Below are 12,741 nucleotides of genomic sequence, written 5' to 3'. Positions count from 1 at the left end.
TATAACACGATGACGGAAGGATGGGGGCATCCGTGCCCCGGATAACGAGGTGGAACGCTTAGAACTCGTAGCCAACCGAGACCTTAAAGGTACGCGGTTCGCCCTGAGTGATGTAGGTACCGGAATCGTCCACGCTGGCCCAGTAGTTCTCATTGGTCACGTTGTCGATGCCCGCGCGCACGGTCATCTGGTTTGCGTTGTGGTTCACCGCGAAGCGATAGCGCATGCCCAGATCCAGCGTGGTGTAGCTATCCAGCTTTTTGCTGTTCGCGAGATCGGCATACTGCGTGCCGGAGTGGTTCACGCGCGCGGTCGCTGTCAGGCCGTCAACCGGCTTGATGTCGTACTCCGCACCCAGCACGGCGTAGAAGTTCGGAATACCGATCGCATCGTTGCCCTGGTTCACGCCGTTTTTGGTTTTGGTTAGCTCCGCCTGCAGCCAGGTGGCGCTGGCGTTCAGACGCATCCCGAGCATCGGCTCGCCGAAGACGTTCAGCTCCACGCCACGGTTACGCTGCTCCGCATCCAGGCCGTAGTGATTGTTAGCATCGAGGATCGCCGAGGGCATTTTAATCTCAAACAGCGCCAGGGAGCCGCCCACGCGCCCGAAGTCCGCCTTCACGCCCACTTCGTTCTGCTTAGAGTGAACGATGCCGGTGCTCTGGCCGTAGTTGGTGGCGGTGTTAGGTGCGGTTTTGCCCGGCTGCAGCGCTTCGGTGTGGTTGGCGTAGAGGGAAATTTCTTCCCACGGTTTGTAAACCACGCCGTAGGTTGGCATCCAGCGGCTGCCGTCGAAGCCGTCCGCGTCGTTCTCTGCGCCGGTAATTTTGTTATACCCGCGAACGACCACTTTCTGATGGCGCGCGCCTGCGGTGAACAGCAGCTTGTCATCAAACACGCCCAGGGTATCGCTCAGCAGCCAGCCCTGGGTGCGGGTGCGCCCGCTGGTCAGCGGATCGCTGTATTTACCGCCGGAGCCGTTGAAGTTGGTGCTGTCCGGCATATCCACGCCGGTGTTGTGGTAGATGTTGGTGGTCGGGTTATCCTTCGCCGCCGACATTTTCCAGGCGATTTTTTCGTTTTTGGTCATTGCGGAGTACCCGACGTTGACCTTGTGCGAGACGAAGCCGGTGTTGAAGTTGCCGCGAATGCCCGCCATCCCGCTGACGGAATCGCTGATGCGATTGGTATCCAGACGGCTGGCCGTCGCCTTGCCGCTCTTGTCCACCAGCTTCGGCGCGCTGTAGATCCCTTCTTCATGCGCGTGCTGCGCGCCCAGGCCGGTATAGGCCGTCCAGCTATCGGTGATGTCGTACTCGCTGCGCCACATCCCGAACTCGTTTTCGATATCGCTGTAGGCCCACTTCTGCGAGAAGTTACGATCGTTTTTCGGCGGTTCAGGCACGAAGTCCACCGCCGAGATGTTGACGCTGGTCGGGCTGCCGTGGAAGGTTTTCTTCTGATAGCCCAGATCCAGCGAGGTGCGGAAGCGGTCGCCTTTGTAGTCCAGGCCGGTGGAGAGCAGCGTGGTGCGGCGGCGATCGTTCGGTACGCCGGTTTCGCCTTCACGATGCACGAGGTTCACGCGCGCGCCGAACTGGTCGTTATCGCCAAAGCGACGCCCCGCATCCAGCGTGGTGCCAATCTGGGAATCCGAGGTGTAGTCCACGCCCACTTTCGCCTGCGGCGTTTCCCCGGCATGCTTTGGCTCAAGGTTAATCATCCCGCCCACGCCCGAGCTTGCCGCGCCGTTCATCAGGGAGTTGGCCCCTTTGAAGATCTCAATGCGGTCAACCATCTGGGCATCCACCACCTGACGCGGCAGCACGCCGGAGAGGCCGCCGAAGGTCATGTCGTCGCCGTCAAACTTCAGGCCGCGAATGCGGAAGGTTTCCGCGCTGTTGCCGTAACCCTGTACAAACTGCACGCCCGCGTCGTTCGCGACTACGTCAGCAATGGTTTTTGCCTGCTGATCTTCCACCAGCTTCGAGGTGTAGCTGATGATGTTGAACGGCACGTCCATGGCGTTCTGCTGGCCGAGCATCCCCATACGTCCGCCGTTGGCCACCTGCCCGTCAAGGAAGGCCGGCACCAGCTGGTCGCCACCGGGTTTAAAGTCGCCGGCAGGTGCAGACTGCACAACGATGGTGTCTTCTTTTTTATCCTCTGCCGCCCAGGCGGAATGTGTAACCGCGCCAATGGCGAGCGCCAGCAGCGTTTTGTGCATTTTGGTGTTGTTCATCGTTAACTCGTTTGAAAGTGCGCGCAAAAATAGCCCGTGGACGGGCCTTAGAATATATTGGTTGCAATGCAAATGAGAACTATACGCATTATCTATGCTTTGGCAAGCGCAAATCTCTGCAGGATCCTGCTCAAGTTAATGCGTGATAAAAGGGGATACTCACCTTGCGCTGAACCCTTTGAGCTCACACGCACGGAAAATTGAGGCCATTTTGGCAACCATGATGCAAATACGACAGAAGGAGAAAATCAGGCTGGTTTGAAACTGGCTTAAGTGCCTGTTTCTAAATGGCACGCCCTGTAGGATTCGAACCTACGACCTACGGCTTAGAAGTTCCTGGAACTACCTGAGCTAACAACAACTTACCCCATCACTACGGCGCTCACACGTCCCATCTTCGAAAAACATGCAAAGCCTTGCAAACCGATGCAAAGCTTTGTGTGTCCCATTTCTGTCTCACATAACCGGACAGTCATCAAACTCACCTGACCGTGCATCGTTGATGATATAGGTGATAACACCAAATATCGCATCCGGACTCGTGCCGTCATCGTACGCAGGTATCTCTTCGTGTCTTCCTGTCTGCAAATCTTCGAGATGAGGCTTTGGATGAGTGCGGTATCGCTTTATCCTCATCTCACCCTCCATTCTGCAAACCAGCAATGAGCCATCACACGGCCTCAGAGATGCGTCAACAACGAGGAGGGCACCATTGAGAATGCCTTCGCGATAATGCGTTGCACCGGCTCGCATGAAGTAAGTAGCCGCTGGCCTGCTTATGATGTGCTGGTCTAGTGATATGCGTTGCTCAACATAGTCTTGCGCTGGACTCGGGAATCCCATAACTCATCTCCGATAGTTACTGTATATGCATACAGTATTATCGATCGGTGATGCCGATCAAGTGCAATCTTCGCTAAGTAGTGTAGGATTACTCCTAACCATTTCAGAGCGCCAATGCTATCATTGGACAATATAAATATTATTTGGCATTAATTTTATGAAAATATATAGCATTCATTATCTTAGAGGTATTGCAGCGCTGTTTGTTGTCCTCTTCCACTTCAGGGGTTACCTGAATAATGTATACGCTCAATCCAACCTAGGTGATTTGCTTTTTTCAAAGGGAGCTTTCGGAGTGGATCTCTTCTTTGTGATAAGTGGATTTATAATATGCTTTGCTACAGAGAAAGAAGAATGCAACGCATCGTTGAAATTTGTTATCAGAAGATTCTTCAGGATTTACCCGCTGCTGATTTTATCAATGTCAGTGTACTTTTTGGCGGTAATTCTACGGCCTGAATCTCACGACCTAATGATGTGGTTTATCTGGTCGATAATCCCTCTTCACGTTGACTATCATGCTGGAGCGCCTTTCTTTGGTTACAATATGCTTGGCATTGCATGGACACTTACATACGAGATATCCTTCTATTTTATATTCCTTATTGCAATGAGCATTTCACATAAATACAGGATGCTTATTTCATCAATTGCTATAGTATCTATGGTATTTATTACTCAGATGCTTTCAGGCTCTCCTACTCTTGATGGCCTCAACAATAACTACATAATAAATGATTTTATAACGCTCATCTCTTCTCCGATATACATTGATTTTGTTTATGGTATAGCAACATACTGCATCTTTAAAAAATTCAAGCTTTCTGAAAGCAGGAGGGGTGGTGGCATTATCACTGTTTTCCTCGTGTGTACAATAATAATAGCAATATCAAGCATTTTCCTCACAAAGGATAGCGATCACGGTCCTCTATCGTGGGGGTTCATGGCATTTTTAATAGTGCTGTGCATGACACTTATCGAAGGAACTGTGAGGAAATATGAAAGCCCATTGTTGGATGTTCTTGGCAATGTTTCGTTCTCACTATATATGTGCCACTACATCATCATAGAAATATATAACAAATATTTCCATCAAGAATCAATTATCGGATTATCGGCATTGGTGATAATGACAACTATTTCAGTGATGGTATCAATAATTCTTTTTAGGTTTGTTGAAATGCCGTCTGTAAGCATGTCCAAGAAGCTTACTGCATTAGTAGATTCTGTCAGGCCAAAGGAATTTGCCTAGAATAGATGGCGCACATAGTGCGCCTTTTTCTATTTGCGTGCCGATATGATCATTCGCTCAAGAGCTCCGCCGTTTGCCTGGGCGCTTCCGGTTCTGAGATTGGCTCTAACAGTGATTTGGTCTCCAGCGTTGAGGTCTCCTATTTCAGCGTTAATCTCACCAATGTTATCTCTGTAATAACCAAGGCTTTTAACTACGTTGTTGACGTAAACGTCTAGCTGTACATCAACATCGGCATTGCAACGCAGTACTGCGGTTACTGTAACAGCTGTCAGGCCACCTGCTGGCACAGTGAACACGCCAGTGGATGCATTGTAGTTACTACTCCATCGGTAGGTATCGTCATTATATTCAGGTTCTGAGTAGATAATTGTGTTTACTGCTGTAGTGAATGTCTGTCCATTGGCATTTTTGGCAACAAGAATAGGCATCTGGGGGAAGTGTAGTATACCACCAACGATACCCTGGAGGCCTTTCACAAAGTTGTCACCAAACCCTTTATCGTCGCAGTAAACGTGGGCATTTCTTGCAACAATATTTGGCTGCGTCCTTTGAACTAGGCTGTACATTGACATGTTTCCTATTTGAATGAATCCTTGGAAATCTATCGCAGTGCTATTTACAGAGATAAACTCACCATTATCCTGAGAATGATAGCCATGAGATCCAATAAAACTAACGCCTGTTCTTTTGCTGATTGTATTGGTGATATTATTCGGGTTCCATATTACAGCGAGAGCCGCAGCAGTCTCAGTGTGTACGTGAACGCTTGCGAAATTACCGTAACTATTTCCATGGACTGGATCTACTATTGGCTCTACAAAGACTACGCCTCCAGTAATGTCTGCTGCATGAATAAGCTCACCACCAATGAACTTAACTTGAGCGCCTTTTACAGTTACATTAATTGGGTCAACACCAGGCAGTTCGGACTGTATCTGTGACACACAATTAACGCCGATAAAGTTGATGTATGTTTGTGTTCCAACGCAGTTTATTGGTCGTGGCGATCCAGTTATGTGACCACCGAATACAGAGATCTCACTTACTAACGCGTTTGGATAGTCATCATCACCAAATTTCCATGAGTTGATGCAATCACCAGGAACCACGCCAAAGAAGTTAATATTCGATACTCCCCCATTACCTTCAGACCAAACTCGGATTGAGGAGTTAATTCCAGGCTTCTTCTGCCCTGAAACTTCAAGCCGACCATAGAATGATGCGTTGCTGCCCTCACATATCCCAAAAACATGCTTGCCCGTGCTGTAAGTAGGGTAAATATAGCAATCGGCAATAATTGTGATTCCGTGAATATCCCTCATAGTGACAGGTGATGATATTTTGAATTCACCTGCAATGGTTCCTATTGCCATCCCATCATTGACTAATGCATCGGCCCAAGCTTGAAGTGCAGCATATGAATCTGTAGCTCCAGTTGGGTCAGCGCCGAAGTCTGCTACGGCATCTAGTTTTCTGGCGAATCGAGTAGATATTGGTGAATTAATCGACCCGGTGACGCCCGCCTGTTTGAAATGTGGAATGTCTGCGCCAGTATCTTTTGCCAGGTCAGATCGCAGAACAGAATCGCCTACGCCAATCCATGCATCTTGACCTGTCCCGCCTGTTGAGTCCGGGTTAGAGGCTGGGGGTACTTCTTTTGGTAAATTTCCTGACCAGTAATACCATGATTTTGTATCTTCGTCCCAAATGAAGTCACTCCTTTTAGAAAGCGCACCTCCACTCGTAAACGTATATTTCCCATCAATATAGCCTGAAAGCTTTTCGTTTACCTCATCTACTGATGGTACGTTTAGATTTGCTCTGGCCTGTGCAATATTTGTTATTTCAGAAAGATTGTTTTTTGCTCTCAGGAAGTGGGTAACTGGTAATTTTTGGTCGGTGTTGTTTTGGTTGATTAGTAGTTGGGCTGTATCGATTGTATCTGTTGCTGCAGGTAAGTCTGTGAGTTTTACTTTTTGTTCGGCCATTTAAGCAGTCCTGTACCATCCAGCTAATTTTATAAATTGATTTGTGATATTAAACTCTGTAGCAGAACCAAAATTCTCAGTCTCACCAGACACCAGGTGCTGGTGCGCACCTATATCTACATAATGTGAATGCGTGTCGCTGGATGTTGTTGTTGATTGGGTTGAAATAATGTCATCACTACTCCCATCCATCGCACCACCAGTCAAACTCCCAAGGCTTCGTAATTGAACGCTATGGGCGTGCGTGTAATTGGAGGTTTGCTTTAAGCCATGGTCAAAAAGGCTGGTAGTTATATTTACCGTATGTTTATGCTGTGGAATGTTGGACTGAGATAAAATCACTGAATCACTTCCGCCCTGTTGCATAACATCACTACCTGAGTTATTAGCAAGGCGTAACGTCTTTCCTGCCCCAGGTATTCTTGCCCATGTAGTTCCAGGCCATGTCACGTTTGGGTTTGTTGTATCAGTAAAAAAATGAACGCTACCTATTGGGTAGATTCCATCAATCATCACACCAAGAAGAACTGAGATGGTTAGGGATCTGTCATTTCCTGATTGGTTTACGTGTAATAAATCACTCAATTCTGCTGATGAAGCCGAAGGGAGGTCTGTCAGATATTTGAGAAGAATATCAGCCATTAAGCCCCCTCAAGCGCGGAAACTCGCGCTTTCAAATCAGAAATTTGTGCGTACAAGTCATTAAGTAAGGTGTTGAGATGGTTGGCCGCAAGTTTACTTCCGGCCGAAATTGAACCATCTGGCATGCGCACTGGAGGAACAAAACCGCTCGCCAGGATCTCATCTGGAACTGGCTCTTTGTTTTTCTGCCCGTCAGCGTAAGTGACGTCAGTATCTGCAAATGATGTGATAGCCATTTAATTTCTCACTTAGGCATAGCGCCGCAAAGCATCGTCCCGGAGACGCCATAGTCACGGGAGAATATAAGAAGGTAATCGTCGTCAGCGACGCCGAGATATGAGCCGTTTACTTCGAGTACGCCTGACACTGAACCAGCTGCATCAAGATATGATCCAGCAATGAATACAGACCCACGGTTAAGTCCAAGCGCTGTGTCGGTGTCTACCTGCATTGCTGTGTTATCACCGACCTGTAAGGCCTGCCCTGAGTTGGTGTCTATTCCTGCCAGGGAGAAACCATTTAGGCCATAATCGTGCGTTGAATAGGCTCTAACGCCCGCCACAGAGGCTCTGTCGACGATGGAATTGATGTTTGTCGGTACATAAGGTCCTGTTGCATGAACGCTGAATGCTGCAGGATGAAGCTCAACCAGTTCGACATCGGTACTTGATGTAGTGGTTGCCATTACGACCATGACGTTATCTGGCGTTCCGCTGAAGGCAGTCGCCAGTTTCGCCTGCATAATTGCCCGGCGATAATCATCGTCAGACATCCCATCACGACCGACATCAACGTACTGACCGAATCTGTCCAGTTCTATGCCGTGCGCGTTGTATATGCTTTGCGTCAGATAGATATATTTAGCGCGAGCTTCAATTTCAGGATGGAGAACGCCAACAGCTGCAAAGAGGTCTGGAACCTGACCGCCTTTTTTAAGCCAGTCAGTAGGCCTCTGTCGTATCAGAGCAAGGAAATCGATATCAATCCATTCATCAGACACCTGTGACCTCCACATTGGCAGCGGAGAACGAAGCGAAGGAGTTTTCAGCAACGGAAATGTTACTTTCGGCGAACGTAGTTCCGTCAGTACTTACCGTGATGGTCATTTTCCCGATGCCGGTAGTATTTGCGTAGATATATCCATAAATGCGCTGGGTAATAACGTCATCACCAAGTCCAAGGGTGGCACCGTAAGCCACAACGCCTTGCTTTATAGCGTCCACAACAGCGGCTGGTAACGGCTCCTCAGTATCCAGAAGAACAACGTCAACTTTGACGTAAATATCCACTTCTGTAGGCCTTGAGAAGTTCACGATATGTGGTCTCTCGTACCGGTCATACACAGTGATCGCAATTGAACCGTAGGTTGCTATTCCCGCCCCTTTGTACTTCCAGATAGCGTCAGCAATATCTTGCTCAAGACCTCCAGACACAATGGTGTGGATGGCTTTTGGTGGAATGCTATCCACGGTAGACATGGTGTCGTTTTCAATGACTTTTGCTAAGGTTACGCCGCTGACTTCCGTAATAAGGCGCGTCTCAATTGCTGGGATTGTGGCAGCACCGCCTGATGACGATCTGCTCTGATATAAACGTTGGCGGTAATCTGTGTCTGATTCACGATCGGAACCGGTAGCCCCCTGAACAAGGTTATTAACTCCAGTCCATCCGGTTATCGCACTTACAGGATTGTTTAGTCCGCCAACAGGAACGACTATCGGACCTGCTTCAGTAGCCTCAAAGATTGCCGGTGAGCCAATCAGCTGCCATGCCAAGCCAGCGCTAAGCGACACTGCATAACCTTCAATCAGGTTTTCAGAGGTGAGCCTGATTACTGAGCCATTTGCTGTTGCTGAATACTGACTTGTTGAGTCAACCACCGCTGCAAGACCTGTCGCAATGGTGTTTACGGTGTCTCCTGCGACCTTGGTGTAGGTATGATCAACGCCAGCAATCCGTACCGTGTAGGAGGCTTGCGTGTTGTTAGACACCCTCACCTCGCCATCAAGAAGCGTAGATCGTGAGATGGTGTAATCTGCAGTCAGTCTGAACTGGTAATTACCGAACGACGCTAGAGAACCAGCGGGAACAAGTCGTGATTCAGAGCCATAAATAACGGCGTTCACTTTTGTCTTGGTTTTTCCATGCCGGGTAATTCCACCCATCCAGTCGCCAAGGGCATCAAGGGCGAATCCCTCAGCAGAAGCAAGAAACCGGCTAGCCCACAACTCCTCTTCCGTTTCGAAGTGAATTGCGTTTTGCTCAGCTTCAATTCCGATCCACTGTCCGGTGGTCGAATCAGCCTCTCTGTTAATCGGTCCGACGACCGTTTCCATTGCATCACCGATTTCCTGAACCATCTCCGGTAATGTCGGCTTGTCAAATCCTGTCGCAGTAATGTAATCAGCCATATGCACCTTATTTCAGGCATAAAAAAGCCCCGCACATTGGCGAGGCATATTGAAGGGGTTATTTATCAGGGGTACTGCACCAACCCGTACTCAGTGTTAGCTGTAAACTCGATGCTAAGCTTTCGTTCGGCACGGTCAAAGTTGTAGGAAAACTCAACTATTCCGTTAACTCCCTCTACAGCCAGGATTTCTGTACGGATGGCTGATAGCGCACCATTAAGCGTTACCTGCTTACCTAGAATATCCTGTAGGTAAGGCGTTCCAAATTGGCTATCAAGGAACCACTCCCCTCGCCACAGGTTAAGCCTGAACTCCACCTGTTGCCTGACGCGCTCAGCGCCATCTACGTACTGAAGAAGGCCGTTAGTGAAAACGACTTTGTTATCTGTAAGTCTGAAATCTATCATCTTGGGCCTTATAATAAAAAAGCCCATATCTATGGGCTCATTCTTAGCTCAATTGCGAGATTATTTCTCAATCATCAAGGAGTCCAGTCTTTGGTGCAGGTTGGTTTTTACCTTTGTATATCCGTGATAATTCAGTTATCTCCTCATCCATTGAGCCTACACGGGAGCAGACCTTTTCCAGAAGGGAGATAATCTGCTTCTGATTGTCAATGTGCTCCTGGATTTTCCAGTACCAAAGGTTGAATTTCCTGAATACGATGAAAAGAACTATAAGAACTACCAGAATAATCAGCGCGTTTTCCATGTTGCCCCGCTAGTTAATAGGCTCTCCAGTGGTTCCACCACTATCGCCAGGATGTTTGTGAGTGCCTATTTTAATACCATTTATAACCACGTCACCAATTACCTGCATCGCCCCTGTAATGGTAGCCACCGATGTTTCACCTCCCGAGCCAGTCATGCCGCCCTGGTAGGTAAATAGTTGCTCAACAGTCATTCTTCCTTTAACGGTGTGCAGCGGTGTTGTTTCTTCCACCCCGCCTGGCGCGTTTATGGTCATTTTCCCGCTGGCATCAATAGCAATGAAGGCGTCGCCAAAATACATTCTCACGTCATCGTTTCCAGGAACAGCGTCGCTGTAACCAGCCCCTGGAATAACGTATGAGTCGATGATGTCGAATCGCCTTGTGTCGTCGCTTCCATCGGTTGCCTGCTGGCAGACCACCAAAAGGCACTTGTCGCCAGCCTGGACGGGGCCTTTCAATCCGGCCTGACCGTTTGCAAACTGCGGCCACACCATACGCAAATCGCTCAGTACCGGATAAGCGTTCGTATCGCCATCTGCGTATATTTTCTCGCCATCAGGCTTTACCGTTACCTTGCCACCTGAGTAACTCACCACGGTACATGGAAGTGCAGTGTTTACCGTGTCCATTTCCGAGCTAACAAGCCGTCTGAGCGCTTCTACTACATCACTGTTATCAGCCATCAGATAAACCTCAATAGCGCTTCCACGCTCCATTCCTGCCCGTGCGTATCACCGGTGTAATGTGCTTCTTCAACTCTGAAGAACTCCCCGTCTATGCCGCGTGATTTAAGCTGCACATAAGCGCCGGGATAAATGGCAGGGTTTAGCAGTGATTTCACCCGGTAGCCCTGCACCTCAAGAGTGACCCGGTCTTTTAGCTTCGCCGTTGGGTCTTCTACATCCACAACCGTCCTGACGATACCTTTCTGACCGTATTTTATTCCTTGCTTGGCTGCCGTCTTCTCGGTCATGGTTTTTGCTTCACGGCGGGGATAGCCGATCATGCCAGTGCCCTTCGACAGCACGACTGCCGTGTCTGCATAGACGCCACCCTTTTTGATAATCTGTATTTCGCTATCCTGAGCGCTCCACTCCAGCCCAAGATAATTACAGACCCTGTCCATGGCATCACGCACCCTGCCGTTATAGGCATATCCGCCGACATACTGCTTATCCTGAACCTTGCTGATGCTCTTCTTGATTGGCAGACCAAAGTTCTTCGCCACTCCATCCAGAACGGTCATTGCTGACGTATTTGGAGGGAAGGAAACGCTTATCTTGGCGTCGCGCAAAGGTATGACACTGTCCCTTAACTCCATTTCCGTTATGATGTCAGGACCATCCTGATACGTCAGGCTACGGCATGTGGTGCCAGTGAATATGGTGATAGCGCCGATATCATTGACGTAGCCAGCCTTGATGATGACCACGTTATTTACGGTTTCCATAAGAGTGATAGTTGTGGGAGCGGCGTTGTAGATTTTGAGTGATGCTTCGTTGGCGGTTTTGCTGGCTGTTTTGGTGATATCGAACTCAAAACGCAGGTCTTTAATGCTTACTGCCTCGCCCTGAGGCTGACCTATGATGATTTCACCCGTTCGCAGAAACAAACTCATCTATTTCTTCCTCAGTGGCATACACCAACAGGTGATCGCCTCCAATCGAATCGATATCAGGGCGTACCTTTTCACCATACATACGGATGAAATAGATATCTCCGGAGAAGTTATCGAAACTGAAGTTCTTTAGAAGCGGGTAATTCTGTACAAGCTTAACTCCAGTTATGATCGGCAATGACTCACGGTCATAGATACCAAGCGACCAGAAGCCAAAGCGCTCATTCCATCGCAGGCGAAGCGTAACCGGTGTATCGTCGAAAACAGCCTGCAATGTCTGGTCAGTAAATCCAGCCTGAAAATTTAGTGGGGTCATGGGGTAACATTACCTATGATGTTGCCTAGATATTCCTGAAGCTTACCGCCAGAACCTGATAATCCATCCAAGGCCTGACTCAGGATTGAACCAGTATTCTTACCAACGTTTTTGGTTGGCGTAGCCCGGTTAGCCGTAGCTGGGTCTGCTGAGTTTGATGTTCCGGCTTTAGCAGTGGCGCCATTACTGGTCACATCCGTTTTCCTGACGCCTACACCTGGCGGAACTTCTGTAGTAGCCGTACTGACGATATTTGCCTGAACAGCATCTATCGTAAAATTGACCGCATCACCATCATCCACCCTTCTTGGAATGTTAATTCCCTGAATGAGCATATTCTCGTAGGTGTAATTTTTGGTGTAGATGGTTACCAGTTCGTTTGAAAGATAGAGCGAGTCAAGCAGCTTGATCGCTGTGTTAACCCTGTCTTCCCCGTCGAAGCCGCTATCCAGAGCGTTTGCTACCTGAGTTAATACCCCGGTCACCGGCGCGTTGCTTATCATTCCGGCAACGGTAATCTTTTTCGGCTGACGGATGATGTGATCTGATATTGGCGACCCGTTTTCTACGGGATTCATTGTCACATCGCGCGTCCACTCATGCGTTTCCTGGTCCAGAGTGTCGAACTCAAGATTGCCGACGCCCGGGTCATTAAGCCTGAAGGTGCTATCGCCTGACGAGTTCCAGAGGAAGCCAAGCACATCAGTTGCCATG

14 protein-coding genes are annotated in these 12,741 nt (G+C 48.8%); 1 reads left to right on the top strand and 13 read right to left on the bottom strand.

Annotated elements, in window-relative coordinates; all coding sequences use genetic code 11:
- Positions 1-58: 58 nt before the first annotated feature.
- Both INF77_RS19665 and INF77_RS23330 read right to left on the bottom strand, forming a co-directional pair.
- A complete protein-coding gene (locus tag INF77_RS19665; RefSeq protein ID WP_088205205.1) occupies positions 59-2,242 on the bottom strand; it encodes a TonB-dependent siderophore receptor in 2,184 nt (727 codons plus the stop codon).
- 456 nt (positions 2,243-2,698) lie between these two features.
- Positions 2,699-3,085: a S24 family peptidase gene (locus INF77_RS23330; protein ID WP_227413935.1), complete on the bottom strand. Its 387-nt coding sequence runs from the start codon at positions 3,083-3,085 to the stop codon at positions 2,699-2,701.
- Positions 3,086-3,242: 157 nt separating this feature from the next.
- On the opposite strand from INF77_RS23330, the gene INF77_RS19660 reads away from it, so the two are divergent.
- Positions 3,243-4,337, top strand: coding sequence for an acyltransferase (locus tag INF77_RS19660; RefSeq protein WP_193543100.1), 1,095 nt, complete (start codon positions 3,243-3,245; stop codon positions 4,335-4,337).
- Positions 4,338-4,366: 29 nt separating this feature from the next.
- On the opposite strand, the gene INF77_RS19655 is transcribed toward INF77_RS19660, so the two are convergent.
- The 11 genes from INF77_RS19655 to INF77_RS19610 all read right to left on the bottom strand — a co-directional run bounded on the left by INF77_RS19655 (position 4,367) and on the right by INF77_RS19610 (position 12,740).
- Complete coding sequence (locus INF77_RS19655) at positions 4,367-6,328, bottom strand: hypothetical protein (protein WP_193532181.1); 1,962 nt, start codon at positions 6,326-6,328, stop codon at positions 4,367-4,369.
- Positions 6,329-6,970: a hypothetical protein gene (locus INF77_RS19650; protein ID WP_193532180.1), complete on the bottom strand. Its 642-nt coding sequence runs from the start codon at positions 6,968-6,970 to the stop codon at positions 6,329-6,331.
- Positions 6,970-7,206: a phosphoglycolate phosphatase gene (locus INF77_RS19645; protein WP_193532179.1), complete on the bottom strand. Its 237-nt coding sequence runs from the start codon at positions 7,204-7,206 to the stop codon at positions 6,970-6,972. The genes INF77_RS19650 and INF77_RS19645 overlap by 1 nt, the downstream gene beginning before the upstream one ends.
- A gap of 8 nt (positions 7,207-7,214) precedes the next feature.
- Complete coding sequence (locus INF77_RS19640) at positions 7,215-7,970, bottom strand: hypothetical protein (RefSeq protein ID WP_370529629.1); 756 nt, start codon at positions 7,968-7,970, stop codon at positions 7,215-7,217.
- Positions 7,963-9,381: a baseplate J/gp47 family protein gene (locus INF77_RS19635; RefSeq protein ID WP_193532178.1), complete on the bottom strand. Its 1,419-nt coding sequence runs from the start codon at positions 9,379-9,381 to the stop codon at positions 7,963-7,965. Before INF77_RS19635 ends, INF77_RS19640 begins: the two co-directional genes overlap by 8 nt.
- 65 nt (positions 9,382-9,446) lie before the next feature.
- Complete coding sequence (locus INF77_RS23325; protein ID WP_227413934.1) at positions 9,447-9,815, bottom strand: hypothetical protein; 369 nt, start codon at positions 9,813-9,815, stop codon at positions 9,447-9,449.
- A gap of 40 nt (positions 9,816-9,855) precedes the next feature.
- Positions 9,856-10,092, bottom strand: a complete 237-nt coding sequence (locus INF77_RS19630) for a hypothetical protein (RefSeq protein WP_193532177.1) — start codon at positions 10,090-10,092, stop codon at positions 9,856-9,858.
- A 9-nt stretch (positions 10,093-10,101) separates the two neighbouring features.
- A complete protein-coding gene (locus INF77_RS19625) occupies positions 10,102-10,776 on the bottom strand; it encodes a Gp138 family membrane-puncturing spike protein (RefSeq protein ID WP_193532176.1) in 675 nt (224 codons plus the stop codon).
- Complete coding sequence (locus tag INF77_RS19620; RefSeq protein ID WP_193532175.1) at positions 10,776-11,711, bottom strand: hypothetical protein; 936 nt, start codon at positions 11,709-11,711, stop codon at positions 10,776-10,778. Before INF77_RS19620 ends, INF77_RS19625 begins: the two co-directional genes overlap by 1 nt.
- Positions 11,686-12,027, bottom strand: coding sequence for a hypothetical protein (locus INF77_RS19615; RefSeq protein ID WP_193532174.1), 342 nt, complete (start codon positions 12,025-12,027; stop codon positions 11,686-11,688). Before INF77_RS19615 ends, INF77_RS19620 begins: the two co-directional genes overlap by 26 nt.
- Positions 12,024-12,740, bottom strand: a complete 717-nt coding sequence (locus INF77_RS19610; protein WP_193532173.1) for a phage baseplate protein — start codon at positions 12,738-12,740, stop codon at positions 12,024-12,026. The genes INF77_RS19615 and INF77_RS19610 overlap by 4 nt, the downstream gene beginning before the upstream one ends.
- Between the last annotated feature and the right edge of the window lies 1 nt (position 12,741).

The organism is Enterobacter cloacae complex sp. P1B (assembly GCF_014982345.1).
Lineage (GTDB): Bacteria > Pseudomonadota > Gammaproteobacteria > Enterobacterales > Enterobacteriaceae > Enterobacter > Enterobacter bugandensis.
The sequence above is the reverse complement of the archived record's forward strand: the minus strand, read 5'-3'. Positions and strand labels throughout refer to the sequence as shown.